At 71.1% G+C, this 14,426-nt stretch carries 16 protein-coding genes; 8 read left to right on the top strand and 8 right to left on the bottom strand.

All coding sequences use genetic code 11. From position 1 onward, the window contains the following. Positions 1 to 120: 120 nt before the first annotated feature. Positions 121 to 825: a hypothetical protein gene (locus BJ993_RS09750; protein ID WP_179648602.1), complete on the bottom strand. Its 705-nt coding sequence runs from the start codon at positions 823 to 825 to the stop codon at positions 121 to 123. Next, the gene (locus BJ993_RS09745) at positions 822 to 1,715 is read right to left on the bottom strand and encodes a hypothetical protein (RefSeq protein WP_179648601.1); all 894 of its coding nucleotides are present in this window, start codon (positions 1,713 to 1,715) and stop codon (positions 822 to 824) included. The genes BJ993_RS09750 and BJ993_RS09745 overlap by 4 nt, the downstream gene beginning before the upstream one ends. 96 nt (positions 1,716 to 1,811) lie before the next feature. On the opposite strand from BJ993_RS09745, the gene BJ993_RS09740 reads away from it, so the two are divergent. From BJ993_RS09740 to BJ993_RS09730, 3 genes are read left to right on the top strand one after another with little or no spacing between them, the layout of a single operon-like run. Then, positions 1,812 to 2,921 (top strand): hypothetical protein, encoded by a 1,110-nt coding sequence (locus tag BJ993_RS09740; RefSeq protein ID WP_179648600.1) that lies wholly within the window; start codon positions 1,812 to 1,814, stop codon positions 2,919 to 2,921. Beyond that, positions 2,918 to 3,772: a hypothetical protein gene (locus BJ993_RS09735; RefSeq protein WP_179648599.1), complete on the top strand. Its 855-nt coding sequence runs from the start codon at positions 2,918 to 2,920 to the stop codon at positions 3,770 to 3,772. Before BJ993_RS09740 ends, BJ993_RS09735 begins: the two co-directional genes overlap by 4 nt. Beyond that, the gene (locus tag BJ993_RS09730; RefSeq protein WP_179648598.1) at positions 3,769 to 4,215 is read left to right on the top strand and encodes a hypothetical protein; all 447 of its coding nucleotides are present in this window, start codon (positions 3,769 to 3,771) and stop codon (positions 4,213 to 4,215) included. The genes BJ993_RS09735 and BJ993_RS09730 overlap by 4 nt, the downstream gene beginning before the upstream one ends. A gap of 73 nt (positions 4,216 to 4,288) precedes the next feature. Here the strand turns inward: BJ993_RS09730 and BJ993_RS09725 are convergent, their stop codons facing one another. The 6 genes from BJ993_RS09725 to dnaA form a co-directional block, all read right to left on the bottom strand. Further along, the gene (locus BJ993_RS09725) at positions 4,289 to 5,119 is read right to left on the bottom strand and encodes a DUF2189 domain-containing protein (RefSeq protein ID WP_179648597.1); all 831 of its coding nucleotides are present in this window, start codon (positions 5,117 to 5,119) and stop codon (positions 4,289 to 4,291) included. Positions 5,120 to 5,252: 133 nt separating this feature from the next. Next, a complete protein-coding gene (locus BJ993_RS09720) occupies positions 5,253 to 5,855 on the bottom strand; it encodes a DciA family protein (RefSeq protein ID WP_179648596.1) in 603 nt (200 codons plus the stop codon). Next, positions 5,848 to 7,017, bottom strand: coding sequence for a DNA replication/repair protein RecF (gene recF / locus BJ993_RS09715; RefSeq protein WP_179648595.1), 1,170 nt, complete (start codon positions 7,015 to 7,017; stop codon positions 5,848 to 5,850). Before recF ends, BJ993_RS09720 begins: the two co-directional genes overlap by 8 nt. Positions 7,018 to 7,091: 74 nt before the next feature. Next, positions 7,092 to 8,000 carry a phosphogluconate dehydrogenase (NAD(+)-dependent, decarboxylating) gene (gnd, locus tag BJ993_RS09710; RefSeq protein WP_179648594.1) on the bottom strand — a complete coding sequence of 303 codons (909 nt, stop codon included), beginning with the start codon at positions 7,998 to 8,000 and terminating at the stop codon, positions 7,092 to 7,094. Positions 8,001 to 8,038: 38 nt separating this feature from the next. Then, complete coding sequence (dnaN, locus tag BJ993_RS09705) at positions 8,039 to 9,184, bottom strand: DNA polymerase III subunit beta (protein WP_036543857.1); 1,146 nt, start codon at positions 9,182 to 9,184, stop codon at positions 8,039 to 8,041. Positions 9,185 to 9,642: 458 nt separating this feature from the next. Then, entirely contained in the window at positions 9,643 to 11,229 is a 1,587-nt protein-coding gene (dnaA, locus tag BJ993_RS09700; RefSeq protein ID WP_373366948.1) for a chromosomal replication initiator protein DnaA, read from the bottom strand. A 598-nt stretch (positions 11,230 to 11,827) separates the two neighbouring features. Between dnaA and rpmH the strand changes: the two genes are divergently transcribed. Genes rpmH through BJ993_RS09675 form a run of 5 tightly spaced genes read left to right on the top strand, consistent with a single transcriptional unit; the run spans position 11,828 to position 14,384 of the window. Continuing rightward, positions 11,828 to 11,965 (top strand): 50S ribosomal protein L34, encoded by a 138-nt coding sequence (gene rpmH / locus BJ993_RS09695; protein ID WP_036517902.1) that lies wholly within the window; start codon positions 11,828 to 11,830, stop codon positions 11,963 to 11,965. Between the two features lie 51 nt (positions 11,966 to 12,016). After that, on the top strand, positions 12,017 to 12,427 hold the full coding sequence (rnpA, locus tag BJ993_RS09690) for a ribonuclease P protein component (protein WP_179648593.1): 411 nt from the start codon (positions 12,017 to 12,019) through the stop codon (positions 12,425 to 12,427). Next, entirely contained in the window at positions 12,424 to 12,735 is a 312-nt protein-coding gene (gene yidD / locus BJ993_RS09685) for a membrane protein insertion efficiency factor YidD (protein WP_051932076.1), read from the top strand. The genes rnpA and yidD overlap by 4 nt, the downstream gene beginning before the upstream one ends. Positions 12,736 to 12,771: 36 nt before the next feature. After that, the gene (gene yidC, locus BJ993_RS09680; RefSeq protein WP_218865015.1) at positions 12,772 to 13,812 is read left to right on the top strand and encodes a membrane protein insertase YidC; all 1,041 of its coding nucleotides are present in this window, start codon (positions 12,772 to 12,774) and stop codon (positions 13,810 to 13,812) included. Next, entirely contained in the window at positions 13,809 to 14,384 is a 576-nt protein-coding gene (locus tag BJ993_RS09675; RefSeq protein WP_308645533.1) for a Jag family protein, read from the top strand. Before yidC ends, BJ993_RS09675 begins: the two co-directional genes overlap by 4 nt. Positions 14,385 to 14,426: the final 42 nt, after the last annotated feature.

The raw sequence follows: 14,426 nt of genomic DNA, 5'->3' as shown, positions 1-14,426 counted from the left end.
GGCCACGTGGACCGCGATGCCCTTACAGACGATGGCTAGATCTAACCATATTAATTTAGGCGACTTTAAGGTGATTGGGCTTTCGTGGCACTGACGCGTGATCCCGCCACGCACCCGCGCCTAGGTCGCCGGGACGAAGGTGCCCTCGAGGTGCCAGTAGCCGCTGAAGCGGTCGAACGGGCCGCCGGCGATGGTGCTCGACCAGGTCAGCTCGAAGTGGCCCGACTCCTCGTCGTAGGTCCCGGACACCGGCGTCGTCAGGCCCTTCGTCGAGCCGTCGGGCTTCGGCGAGCCCTGGTTGAAGTAGAGGTTGTTCCACCCGGCCGTCCACGCCGTCAGCTGGCCGGACAGCTCACCGTCGTCGTTGCGGATCTCGGGCTTCGGGAGCTTCTCCCCCGTGCCCGGGTCGACCGACGGGGTCGAGATCGCGAACTTGATCGCGGTGAAGGTGCCGGGCTTGGTGATCTGCGCCGCCAGCGCGTCGCCGCGCTTGTTGAACGCCGGGTCGGGGCCCGGCTGGAACTCGCCGGTCCTCAGGCCGCCGTCCGAGCCCGCCACCGCGACGGAGAAGGACTGGTCGGGGCACTTGGAGTCGGGGTTGAGGAAGTAGCCGCCCTTCTCGACGGTCCCGCCCGGCTGGATCATGCGGAAGTACGAACCGGTCGCGCCCTTCGCGTCGCAGTGCCCGGGATCGAGCTTGAAGGTGCCGACCAGCGGCTCGCCCGCGGCCTCCTTCTCGTCGTCGGACGAGCCGCACCCGGCGAGGGCGGCGGCGAGGAGCGGCGTGACGGCGAGGAGCCGCATCGATCGGAGGGAGAGCTTCATGGCTGTGCCTTTCGGGGTTTCCTTCGGGGAGCAAGGGCGATCAGGACGAGGAGGGCACCCGGGGCGAGGAAGAACCACGGGAAGAGCCGGAAGCTGGGCAGCGAGGCGACGGCCTGGTAGTTGTCGACGCTGTCGCTCATCGCGCCGATCATCGGCGTCATGTCGTTGAGGATGCGGATCCACTCGGCGTCGAGCTCCTGGGTCGCCGGATGGGGTACGCCGGCGCGGGCCAGCTCGGGAGCGATGTCCAGCCGGATCGCGCCCTGGCCCGCCGCCATCGTGGCGAAGTAGCCCTGGATGCGGGCCACGTTCTGGGTGGTCTCGATCGTCTCGAAGGCGCCCATCATCGCCGCACCGCGCGGGGCCTTGTCGAACATCCCGACCGCGAACGGCAGCACGACGAGGGCGATGCCGAGCGCGGCGATCGGCCACCGGATCCAGCGCGCGTCCAGGCCGCGCACGGCGCCGTACCCGGCGAGCAGGAGGATGACCACGCCCGGCACCACGAAGAACCAGGGGAACAGGCGGAAGTCCGGCAAGGACGCGACCGCCTCGTAGCCCTCACGGTTCGCGGCGACGTCGTCCATGAGCGAGGTCATGGTGGTGTGGATCTCGGGCCAGTCGCTGCTGAACGTCGCGTAGGCCGGGCTGTCGATCCCGGGGCGGGCCTCGACGAGGGGGTCGATCTCCTGCACCGCCGCGTCGATCCCGGCCAGGTGGCCCTGGAAGCCGGCGAGCCGCTCCTCGGTCATGAAGGGCTTGAAGTCCCGGATCATCTCGGCGCCGAGGGGCGCTCGCTGGAACATGCCGAAGACGGCGGGGGCCAGGACCAGCCCCAGCCCGAGCACTGCGAGCGCGACCATCCGCGCCGACGACCTGCGCGTCCCCATGACATCGCCGCCCTTCTGTTCCTTATTATCGACTAGTTCACTACACTTTATGGTGTTCCCTCCTCGGGCTGCTCCCGCCCCGACAGAAACGACGCCATGACGATGTACACACTGCGCAGCGCGCGCTCCCGCCGCTGGTCGCCGGCCCTGCTGGCGGCACTCCTCCTCGGCAGCCTCGTGCCGCTCTCGACCGCGGTCGCGCCGACCTCGCAGGCCGACAGCGCGACCCGCCTCTCCGGTGTCTTCCGGCTCGCGCCGGGCACCTGCACCGGCGGCCGGATCTCGGGCACCTACCTGCGGATGATCCTGCCGAGCGGCACGACCAACGGTCCCTACATGTCCAACGCGGACTCGCCCTGCAGCGACCAGTCCTTCACGCCGCTCGGCGCGGGCACGGACGGCGGCCTCAGCACCGTCGGCTACCAGCCCGCCCCGAAGCCGGCCTTCGACTCGTCCGGCAACGCGCGCGCGGGCCGGATCACCGCACGGGCGCAGTACTACGGCACCGCGTTCGCCACCGCGACCGCCGGCAAGGAGCCGCAGACCGGCCGGTCCGTGCCGGTCCCCAGCGTCACGCTGCGCGGCAACCGCCTCACCGCCGACCTGCGGGCGTTCACGGTGAGCTGGAACAAGCAGTACTTCAACCAGGGCGCGCCCAAGCCCGACGGCTCGACCCCCGGCAACACCACGCTCGCGACCGGCACCTACGACCGCGCCACCGGTCGCTTCACCCTCGACTGGGCGAGCCAGGTGCAGGGCGGCCCGTTCGACAAGTTCACCGGCAAGTGGCACCTCGAGGGCGTCTTCGTCCCGGCCGGCTCGAGCGGCTCGGGCGGCTCGGGCGGCTCCGGCACCGGCTCCACCGGCCAGCCCGGTACGACGTCGCAGGGCTCCGGCAGCGGCGCCCAGCCCGGTGCGGTCGAGCCCGGTGAGGCTCCGGCTCCCGGCCAGGCACCGGCGGCCGGCGACCCGCTCGCGGGCACGCCCGGTGCGCCGATCACCCCGGGCGCACCCCTGGCCGCGACCGACGCCGGCTCGGTGTCGGCCGGCGCCCCGGGCACTCGCACGGTCACCCAACGCCACAAGGAGTGGCAGGTCTCCGGCCCGCTGACGGCGACCGCCATCGGCCTCGCCGTCCTGGCGGTCGGCCTGATCGTCGGCACCCGGATCCTGGAGCGTCGCGCACGGAAGGCGGCCGCGGCATGAACCTCCCGCTCATCCGCAAGCTCGCGATCGGCTTCCTGTTCGTCGACGTCGTCGTGATCGGCGCCGCCGCGGTCCAGGTCGACGACGTGGTCGCCAGCACCACCACCGCCGACGCGACGGGCGCACCCGCTCCCGCCGGGGTCCCCGCCGGCGCCCTCGACCCCAACGTGATCCCGGCCGTGCCCGTGGACGCCACCGGCTCCATCCCGCTCGGCGACGGCGGGATCCCCCTGCCCGGCGCAGCGCCCGGTCCCGGCGTACCCACCGGCACGGGCGGGACCGGCGGCACGGGCGGACCCGCGTCGCCCGGTGGCAAGGGACCGACCCCGGCACCGCCCACCGGGTCGCCCGGCGGCGAGGACCCCGCGGGACGGGCCCTCCCGCCCTGCCCGGTCAAGCTCAGCGAGGACCCCCCGAGGGGAGGCCTGCAGTCGCTGGTGCCCTTCGCACCGCTCTTCGGCCCGTTCTCCGCGGAGGCCTTCGCCCTGGCCTCGGCGTACCAGCCCGAGCTGCAGCTGCTCGGGCCGATCCTCGCCGAGTACCCGACCATCGAGCCGGTCGTCGCGCCGATCCTGAACCCGCTGATCACCAGCCTGGGCACGCTCTTCGCCAAGGGGCTGGACGTCGTCGGGCCGCTCTACGGCCCCTACCGGACCCAGTTCCTCGAGGCCGAGACCAAGCTCGCGGCCGCGCTGGCGCCGTACTCGAAGGCGCTCGCCCACAACGAGCTCGGCGGATGCATCGTCGAGCTGCAGAGCGCGCTCCTCGCGGCCAGCAGGAGCGGGGCACCGGGCGTCCCGAGCCCGACCGCCCTCGACCTCAAGGCCCTCGGACTCGGAGGTCTCCTGTGACGCCCCGCCGATCCCTGGCGTGGATCGCCCCGGCCCTCGCCGGCGCGCTCCTCTCCGGGTGCACCTTCTCCTCCGGCAGCACGACCGAGGTCACCGAGTCGGGCGGCTCCGGCTCCAGCTCGGCCTCCGGTGGCGGGGCGGTCGACCAGAAGCCCGCCCAGCCCACGCCGTCGACCCCGCACGTCTCGAAGCTGTGCGACAGCCTCACGGCCGTCTACCTCACCGACATCTCCGACCAGAAGGACGCCGCGAGCCTGGTGAAGGACTGGGTGCGGGTCACCGCCGCCGCACCCCCGAAGCTCAAGGACGACCTGGAGGTCGTCGGCGCCTACCTCGTGGCGGCGGCGAAGAGCGACTACGCCGCCCTGAAGGGTGCCTCCGACCAGGTCGGCGACGCCCTCGACCACGTCGACCGGTACGTCACCAAGACCTGCCGCGCGTAGGCATCCGGAAAAGCACGACGCCCCTGACCCCGGGTGGGGTCAGGGGCGTCGTTGTTGCAGTCGGTGGCTGCGGTCAGGGAGCGACCGGCTGGCCCGACAGCTTCTTGTAGGTGAAGGCCGAGCCGACCAGGACGACCGGGATGGCCGCCAGCAGGCCGACGAAGCAGGCGAGCTCGCCGACGAAGATGATCACCACGGCGACGAGGTACCAGATGATCGCCGAGCCGACGTTGTTCTTCGTCAGGTCGATGCTGGCCTTGATCGCGTCGACCGGGGAGAGGTTCTTGTCGACGACGAAGAACAGCGAGTACATCGACAGGAACGCGAAGATGATGCCGGGGATGAAGCACAGCAGGTAGCCGATGAACGTCCCGGCGCCGACCAGCAGGGCGGTGACGATCACGTTGCCGATGTTCTGGAACTTGAAGACCCCGGCGGTGGTGAACGGGCGGCCCTCGGTGACACCCAGCGCCTCACGGATCAGGCCGGCGCCGATGACCTGCGCGAAGACGAAGAACAGCACGCCGAGGAACGCGACGATGCCGAAGGTCAGGAAGAACGGCCAGCCGTCGCTGCAGTCGAGGTTGCCGAAGTCGTCGACCTCGCAGCCCGACGAGCTCGCCGGGATGATCGCGAAGAGGTACAGGAGCGTGAAGACCGCGAACGCCGCGAAGATCGCCAGCGACGCCAGGATCATCTGGCCCATGTTCTGCTGGAACTTCGCCCAGCCGTAGCCGACGGCCGAGCCGACGTCCCACGGCTGCGCACCGGCCGGCGGGCCACCGAAGCCGCCACCGGCGGGCGGACCGCCGTAGCCGCCTCCCGGAGGACCGGCGGGAGGCGGGGCACCGTAGCCACCGCCACCGGGGGGCGGGGGCGGTGCCGGAGGCTGGTAGTTGCTCATGTCGGTCTCCTTGCCGGGCGCGTGGTCATGGGGGCCACGTCGGACGAACGGGTCATCGAACAGTCCGTCATCGTAGCGAGATCGGCACCCCGGGAAGGGTCAAAAGAGAGGACGCTCCGCGCTCAGTCCTGGCTCAGCCGTAGGTGTCCCGCGGCCCGCGCCCGTCGCGGAGCCCACGCCGGCCGTGCTTCCACGACGGCGCGTGCGGTCCGAGGACCTCGACGAGGGTCACCGTCCCGTCACCGAGCTCCGCGTTGAGCCGCTGCACGAGGGTCGCCGCGAACAGCTTCAGCTGGGTGGCCCAGGCCGTCGAGTCGGTGCGGACGACGAGGGTCCCGTCGGTCAGCGTCTCGGGCGTCGAGTGGGCGCCGATCTCGTCGCCGACGATCTCGGTCCACCGCCCGAACACGCCGCGGACCTGGAGGTCGAGCGCCCAGCCGCGGGCGCCGACGAGCTTGTCCACCTCGGCCCCGAGGCCCTGCGGGTCGCGGCCGTCGGGCCGGGCCCCCGAGAACTGCGCCTCACCCGACCGGCCGCGGCTGCGGAAGCCGGTCCCGGCAGGGCGGCCGTCGGAGCTGCGCGGCAGACGGCGGCGGGCGGGCGTCGTACCCGCGGCGGCGGTGCCGAGGGTGAGCGAGCGGGCGAGGTCGAGCCCATCGGCGCGGTGCTCCTCCTCGGCCGCCTCGGGCTCCACGGGGGTGGCGTCCTCCGTCGTCTCGTCGTCCGGGTCAGGCACGGGTCACCTCGCCGGCCGCCACGTGGAAGGTCGCACCCCGCAACGCGTCGGGGACATCGGCGGCGACGGCCGCGGTCACCAGGACCTGCTCGGCACCGGCGACGAGCGCCGCGAGCTGCTCGCGCCGGTCGGCGTCGAGCTCGGCGAAGACGTCGTCGAGGATCAGGATCGGGTCGTCGCCGTCGGCCCGCAGCAGGTCGTACGACGCCAGCCGCAGCGCCAGCGCGAAGGACCACGACTCGCCGTGGCTGGCGTACCCCTTCACCGGCAGGCGGTGCTCGTCGCCCGGGCCCAGGGTCAGCAGGAGGTCGTCGCGGTGGGGGCCGACGAGGGTCACGCCACGCTGGATCTCCTCCGACTGGCGGCGGGCGAGCTCCTCGCGGAAGGCTTCGGCGAGGGGGTTGCGGGGGTCTCGTGACGGTTGCTGCGCAACCTCCTCGACCACCGGGGCGGGAACGGTCGCGGAGTACTCGATCCGGGCATCGTCGCGGCTGGCGCCCCGCGCGACCGCCTCGTACGCCTTCCCCAGGTACGGCGCCAGGTCGGTCACCAGCCGCTGGCGGGCCAGCAGCAGCTCGGTCCCGGTGGTGACCAGGTGGTCGTCCCACACCGACAACGTCGCGAGCGCGGCCTCGCGGGAGGAGCCGCGGGCGGCGTACAGGGTCTTGAGGAGGGTGTTGCGCTGGCGCAGCACCCGCTCGTGGTCGGCGATGACGCCGGCGTAGCGTGGGGTGCGGAGCACGAGCAGGTCGTCGAGGAAGCGGCGCCGCTGCGACGGGTCGCCCTTGACCAGGGCGAGGTCCTCGGGGCTGAACACGACCGTGCGGACCAGGCCCGCGAGCTCGCGCACCCGCGGCAGCGGCGAGCGGTTGACCCGTGCCCGGTTGGCGCGGCCGGGGTTGAGCTCGACCTCGAGGACCGCGGTCCGGCCGTCGCGGACGACCGCCGCCCGCACGATCGCCTGCTCGGCGCCGGCCCGGATGAGCGGGGCGTCCGTGGCGACGCGGTGCGACGAGAGCCGCGAGAGGTAGTCGATCGCCTCGACCAGGTTGGTCTTCCCCTGGCCGTTGCTGCCCACGAAGGCCGTCACGCCCGGTTCGAGCGCGACGTCCACGTCGGCGTACGACCGGAAGTCGTGGAGGGTCAGGTGGGCGACGTGCACGACACCATTGTCCCTCTCTTCGCTCGGGCGTCTCGTGACGGTTGCCGCGCAACCTGCTCGACGACCGGTACGCCTCAGGCGTCGGGGTTGGCCTCGCCGCCGGGAGGCGGGTCCGTGTGCACGGCGTGGCCGCCGAACTGGTTGCGCATCGCGGCGATCGCCTTCATCGCCGGGCTGTCGTCCTGGCGCGAGGTGAAGCGGGCGAAGAGCGAGGCGGCGATGACGTGCATCGGCACGGCGTTGTCGATTGCGGCCTGCACGGTCCACCGGCCCTCGCCCGAGTCGTCGGCGTAGCCGCGCAGCGCATCGAGGTGCTCGTCGTCCTCGATCGCCTCGGTGAGCAGGTCCAGCAGCCAGGAGCGGATGACCGTGCCGTGGCGCCACGACTCGAAGATCGCGGGGACGTTCTCGACGATGTCGACCTTCTCGAGCAGCTCCCAGCCCTCGGCGTAGGACTGCATCATGGCGTACTCGATGCCGTTGTGGACCATCTTGGCGAAGTGGCCGGCGCCGGGCGTCGGACCGGCGTGGACGGCACCGCCCTCCTCGGGCTTGAGGGTGTCGAACGCGGGCTGCACCTTCGCGATGTCCTCGGCCGCGCCGCCGTACATGAGCGCGTAGCCGTTCTGCAGGCCCCAGACGCCGCCGGAGACGCCGCAGTCGACGAAGCCGATGCCCTTCTCGGCGAGCGAGGCCGCGTTGATCGCGTCGTCGGTGTACTTCGAGTTGCCGCCGTCGACGACCAGGTCGCCCTCGCCGAGGAGCTCCTTGAGGTCGGTGATCGTCGAACGGGTGGGCTCGCCCGCGGGCACCATCACCCAGACGACCTTCGGCGCCGGGAGCGCCTCGACCATCGCCGCGAGGCTGTCGACGTCGGCCAGGTCCGGGTTGCGGTCGTAGCCGACGACCGTGTGGCCGCCGTTACGCAGGCGGGTGCGCATGTTGCCACCCATCTTGCCGAGTCCGACCAGTCCGATGTGCATCCGAGGGAGTCCCTTCAGGTCGCTGCGGGTGGGATGTGTCAGCTGAGCAGGCGGCGCGGCATCAGCAGGTAGCGGAACGAGCCACCGTCGTCCTGGGCGGACTCGTCGGGAGTGCCGCTGATGACGACCGGCTTCGACGCCTGCGTGAACGCCAGCTCCACCACAGCCTCGTCGATGGCACCAAGCCCGTCGAGGAGGAAGGTCGGGTTGAAGCCGGTCACCAGGTCGTCGCCCTCGATCTGGGCGGCGACCGACTCCGAGGCCTGGGCGTCGTCGCCGGAGCCGGCGTCGAGGACGAGGGCGCCGTCGCGGAAGCTCAGCTGGACCGCGGTGTTGCGGTCCGCGACGAGCGAGACGCGCTTGACCGACTCGATGAGCTCGGCGCGGTCGATCTTCGCGACGGTGAGCTTCTCGCTCGGGAAGAGGCTGCGGACCTTGGGGAACTCGCCGTCGAGGAGCCGGGTCGTCGTACGACGCACGCCGCCGGGGCCGGTGCCCTCGAAGCCGATGATGCCGTCGCCGGAGCCCGACGCGGACAGCGCGATGGTGACCTCCGGGCCGGCGGTCAGCGACTTCGCGGTGTCGCCGAGGACCTTCGCGGGGACGAGCGCGGCGAGGGTCGCGTCGGGGGTGCCGGGGTTCCAGGTGAGCTCACGCTGCGAGAGGCGGAAGCGGTCGGTGGCGAGCAGGGCGATGGTGTCGCCCTCGATCTCGATCCGGACACCGGTCAGCACCGGGAGCATGTCGTCGCGGCCGGCGGCGGTGACCGCCTGGGCGACCGCGTGCGCGAAGACGTCGCTCGGCACGGTGCCGGTCGCGGCCGGCATCTCGGGGATCGTCGGGTAGTCCTCGACCGGCATCGTCTGCAGCGAGAAGCGCGAGGAGCCGCAGGTCAGCGAGACGCGGGCACCGTCGAGGGTGAGCTCGACGGGCTTGTTCGGCAGGCTGCGGCAGATGTCGGCGAGGAGCCGGCCGCTGACCAGGGCCTTGCCCTCGTCGTGGACCTCGGCGCTGAGCGTGGCGCGGGCGGAGGTCTCGTAGTCGAACGTCGAGAGGATCAGGCCCTCGTCACTGGCCTCGATCAGCAGGCCGGCGAGGACGGGGGCACTCGGACGGACCGGCAGGCTGCGCGCGGCCCACGCCACGGCGTCGGCAAGGACATCGCGGTCGACACGGAACTTCACGTTCGTCGTACCTCATCTGGGTCGGGGTGGGCGGCGCTCGGCGACCGTGTGGTCAGCGGAGCGTGCACGCGGGTGGGGTTGCATCCTGCCACGTCGCTCCTGAGCGCGGCACTGCCTGTCGGTTCGTGTGGTTCGCCGGGGTGGTGACAGGAACGCGCCGAGGGTGGTCGATCCACAGGTCGGGGGTCGTGAGGAGTTCCGCGGAAGATCGATCCGTACGTCGGTAGGGAGTGGTCATAGGTTCGGTGGAAACTGTGGAGAACCACCGTTTGCGCAGGTCAGCGGCCGTGGGGCCGGTGGATGACCTGTGGGGAGAGCCCGGGACGAACTACACGCTCGTGGGGATGACCGGCGTCGTGTGGAGCACCGGCCTGTGGACTCCACGGAATCCTCCCCGTGTAGTTCGCACAATTCGGACGTGGTTGTCCACAGGCTCGAACGACAGGAATCCGTGGCCCTCAGGCCTGCCGGGCCTGCATCTTCACGCGGTTGGTGAGCTCGCTGACCTGGTTGAAGACGGCGCGGCGCTCACCGAGCAGCTGGTTGATCTTCCGCTCGGCGTACATGACCGTCGTGTGGTCGCGGTTGCCGAACTGCGCGCCGATCTTCGGCAGCGAGAGCCCGGTGAGCTCGCGGCACAGGTACATCGCGATCTGCCGGGCCATCACCAGGTGGCGACCGCGGCTCGGGCCGGTGAGCTCCTCGATCGAGAGCCCGAAGTACGCCGCCGTCTGCGCGATGATCAGCGGCGCGGTGATCTCCGGCTCGCCGCCCTCGGGGATCAGGTCCTTCAGCACGATCTCGGCCAGGGTCATGTCGACGTCCTGGCGGTTGAGGTTGGCGAAGGCGGTCACCCTGATCAGGGCGCCCTCCAGCTCGCGGATGTTGGTCTGGATCTTGCTGGCGATGAACTCGAGCACGTCGGACGGCGCCGTGAGGCGGTCCATCGCGGCCTTCTTGCGCAGGATCGCGATCCGGGTCTCGAGGTCCGGCGCCTGCACGTCGGTGATCAGGCCCCACTCGAACCGGTTGCGCAGCCGGTCCTCCAGCGCCTCGAGCAGCTTGGGCGGACGGTCGGACGTCAGCACGATCTGCTTGTTGGCGTTGTGGAGGGTGTTGAACGTGTGGAAGAACTCCTCCTGGGTCTGGGTCTTGCCCGCCAGGAACTGGATGTCGTCGATGAGGAGCACGTCCACCTCGCGGTACTTCCGCTTGAACCGGTCCTGCCGGTCGTCGCGGATCGCGTTGATGAACTCGTTGGTGAACTCCTCGCTGGAGACGTAGCGCACCTTGGAGCCGGCGTAGATCGTGCGCACGTAGTGGCCGATCGCGTGCAGGAGGTGCGTCTTGCCCAGGCCGGACTCGCCGTAGACCAGCAGCGGGTTGTAGCTGCGGCCGGGCGCCTCGCTCACCGCGACGGCGGCGGCGTGGGGGAAGCGGTTGGAGGAGCCGATGACGAAGGTCTCGAAGGTGTACTTCGGGTTGAGCCGCGACTCACCGCTCGCCGGCGGGCTGGCACCGGGCGCGGGCAGCACGGCCGGGTGGTCGGCGCTCGCGTAGCCGTCGTCGAAGGCGGGTGCGGTGCGCGGGGCGTCGTACGTCGACGAATCGATCTGGGGACTTGTCGGCATGTCGACATTCGCGAGGTCGACCGGTGCCGGCTGCTCGAAGGAGGGCTGCTCGTAGGAGGGACCGTCGTCGTAGCGCTCCGCGGGGAAGCCCGGCTCGGTGACCGGCTCGTGCTGCAGCGAGCTGTCGACGGTGACCGCGAGCTGGACCTCGTGGCCGAAGCGCTCGGTGAGGGTGTCCTCGAGCTGGCCGCGCAGCCGGCCCTCCAGACGCTTGCGGGTGAAGTCGTCGGGCACGGCCACGATCGCGGTGGTGCCGTGCAGGGTCACCGGCTTGCTGGCCTGGAGCCAGGCCCGCTGGTGGGCCTGCAGGTCGCCGACGACGGCGGCCCACTCCCGCTCGAGGCGGGCGATGGGCGCCTCGGGGGCGCTGCCGTCGGTGGTCGGGTTCGGGGGCTGATCGGGGTTGCCGGTCACGCCTCACACCTCTCGCTGTTGTCTGTCTGTGGTCGGGGCCCGGTCTGGCTCCACAACTTTGTCCACAGGTTGTGAACAATTGCATCATCGACGTGACGATGCTCGACCGAGGCCGCCCGAACCATCCATCAGACCTCGTTTGCGCAGGTCAGAGGCACCGAGACGGTGACAGTGGCACGGCTGACGAGTGAGGTCGTCGGGGACTTTCGGGACCGGCGGGGAAACCCGGAGTAGTCGAACCTAACGGGCGACCGGCCTGTGGATCAACCCGCTATCCACAGGTTTCGCAGGCACCTGCGGAAATCGATGCACCGTGGTCGGCACTCGCGGGCGCGGATCATCTGGCCCGCGGGCCGGTACGACGGGGAGGCGCGCCGGTTTGACCCCCGATCCGGCCTCCGCGTACCGTTGATTGGTCAACCGGGGTCGACCGGTGCCGCATGTCCACGAATCATCCCTCCTCGCAGGTGCGCAGCAGCTGCTGGGATCGGACCTCGTGGCTGCGCGGTGCCGGCCGACGTGCCTCACGGCTCCTGATCGGAGTCGCTCGCAGGCTGCCGCGCGACCCTTCCCGATCCTGCACCTGAGAGGCCGATTCGTGAGCAAGCGGACGTACCAGCCGAACAACCGTCGTCGTCACAAGACGCACGGCTTCCGACTGCGGATGCGCACCCGCGCGGGCCGCGCGATCCTGGCGAACCGCCGCCGGAAGGGCCGCTCGAGCCTCGCTGTCTGAGGCCGGGCAGGTCCGGGGGTGTCCGCTCAGCGGAACCCGCGGGGCTGACCGATGCTCGCCGCCGGCAACCGGCTGACGGACCCAGAAGGATTCCGGGCCGCCAGCCGACGGGGCCATCGAGCCGGTGCCCGCACCGTCGTCACGCACCTGTTGCTCCCCCAGGAGCAACAGGTCGTCGGCATGTCCGGAACCCCTTCCCCAGCAGGCCCGGCGCTGCCCGCAGCGCGGGTCGGCTTCGTCGTGAGCAAGGCCGTCGGCAACGCCGTCGTGCGCAACCGCACCAAGCGGCGGCTGCGGCACGCGGTGCGCGAACGACTCGCGGTGCTGCCTCCGGGCTCGCTGCTCGTGGTCCGCGCCCAGCCGGCGGCCGCCCTGGCGTCGTACACGGAACTGGTGGCGGACCTCGAGCGTTGTCTGCAACGCGTGACCGAGCGCGTCGTCCAGCCCGGGGAGGCCCGATGAAGTGGCTGCTGATCGGGCTGGTGCGCGGCTACCAGCTGGTGATCAGCCCGTACCTGGGCCCGACCTGCCGGTACTACCCCTCCTGCTCCGCGTACGCCGTCGAGGCGCTGCGGGTGCACGGTGCGATCAAGGGCAGCTGGCTCGCCGCACGGCGTCTGCTGCGCTGCCACCCCTGGTCGCCCGGCGGGGTCGACCACGTGCCGCCCCGGCACGACCACTCCCCCGCCCGCACCGAGGCCCCGGCCCGGAGCGACTCCGCACTCCTGCCGGCGACCGCCGGCGGTTCCGACTCCCAACTAGGAGCCTGACTCGTGGGTTTCATCGGCGACATCGGCCACTTCATCATGGTGCCGCTGTACTACATCATCTCGGCGGTGCTGCTCGGGTGGCACAAGCTGTTCACGGTGCTCGGCCTCGACGCTGACGGCGGCCTGTCCTGGGCCCTCTCGATCATCGGGCTCACGCTGGTCATCCGCGCTGCCCTGATCCCGCTGTTCGTCAAGCAGATCAAGTCCAGCCGCAACATGCAGCTGCTGCAGCCCAAGGTGAAGGAGCTGCAGAAGAAGTACGGCCACGACCGCAACAAGCTGGCCGAAGAGACCATGAAGCTCTACCGCGAGGCGGGCACCAACCCGTTCGCGTCCTGCCTGCCGATCCTGCTGCAGATGCCGATCTTCTTCGCCCTCTTCCGGCTGCTCTCGCAGGCGGCCAAGAGCGACAAGGCGCACGGCTTCCTGACCAAGGAGAAGGCGCACCAGTTCGGTGAGTCCGAGATCTTCGGCGTGCTCCCGATCAACGGCTCGTTCTGGCAGTCGCGCACCTGGGGCGAGGACCCGCACACCGGCGTCATGCTCGTGGCGGCGTTCCTGGTGCTCGCGATGACGGCGACCACCTTCACCACCCAGCGCCAGCTGATGGCCAAGAACATGCCGGCCGAGGCGATGAGCGGCCCGTACGCCCAGCAGCAGAAGATGCTGCTCTACATCCTCCCGGTGGCCTTCGGCCTCGGTGGTGTCGCGTTCCCGATCGGTGTCCTCCTCTACTGGACGACCTCGAACCTGTGGACCATGGGCCAGCAGTTCTACGTGATCCGCAACAACCCCGCGCCCGGCACGCCGGCCTTCAAGGCCAAGCAGGACCGCGACCGGGCGAAGGCCCTGCGCCACGGCCACGCGCCGGAGGCCGAGACCGTCGCCGAGGGTACGACGACCACGACCGACCGGCGCCCGGCCACCCGCCAGCAGCCGAAGCGGCAGACGCGCTCGCAGCGCAAGACCGCCCCCAAGCCCGGCGCCCCGGGCGCCAAGAACAAGTCCGCCGACTGGGAGAAGTACGAGGCCCAGGACGGCACGGAGCCTGAGACGAACGAGGGAGACAGCAAGTGAGCGCCGAGATCGAGACCGAGGTCGTGACCGACGAGACCGCCGCCGACGCGGGTGCCGTGGAGTCGACCGAGGAGGACGAGGCCGCGGCCCCGGCCGCCGACAACGACAAGGTGGCCCGCCTCGAGCAGGAGGGCGACATCGCCGCGGACTACCTGGAGGAGCTCCTCGACATCGCCGACCTGGACGGCGACCTGGACATCGACGTGGAGGCCGACCGCGCCGCCGTGTCGATCGTGGGTGCCGACCTCAGCCAGCTGGTCGGGCAGGACGGCAAGGTCCTCGAGGCCCTGCAGGAGCTGACCCGCCTCGCGGTCTACCGCGAGACCGGCGAGCGCTCGCGACTGATGCTGGATGTGTCCGGCTTCCGTGCGGACAAGCGCACCCGCCTCTCGCAGCTGGGCGCCGACACGGCCGCCCGGGTCGCCGAGTCGGGCGAGCCGGTCTCGCTCGAGCCGATGTCGCCCTTCGAGCGCAAGATCGTCCACGACGCCGTCGCGGCCGCTGGCCTGCGCTCGGAGTCGGCGGGCGTGGAGCCGCGGCGCTACGTCGTCGTACTGCCGGCCGACGCCTGATCCGTTCCACGACCGCGCCCTCGGTGTTTCACGTGAAACACC

Source organism: Nocardioides aromaticivorans (genome assembly GCF_013408525.1).
GTDB classification, from domain to species: domain Bacteria; phylum Actinomycetota; class Actinomycetes; order Propionibacteriales; family Nocardioidaceae; genus Nocardioides; species Nocardioides aromaticivorans.
The sequence above is the reverse complement of the archived record's forward strand: the minus strand, read 5'-3'. Positions and strand labels throughout refer to the sequence as shown.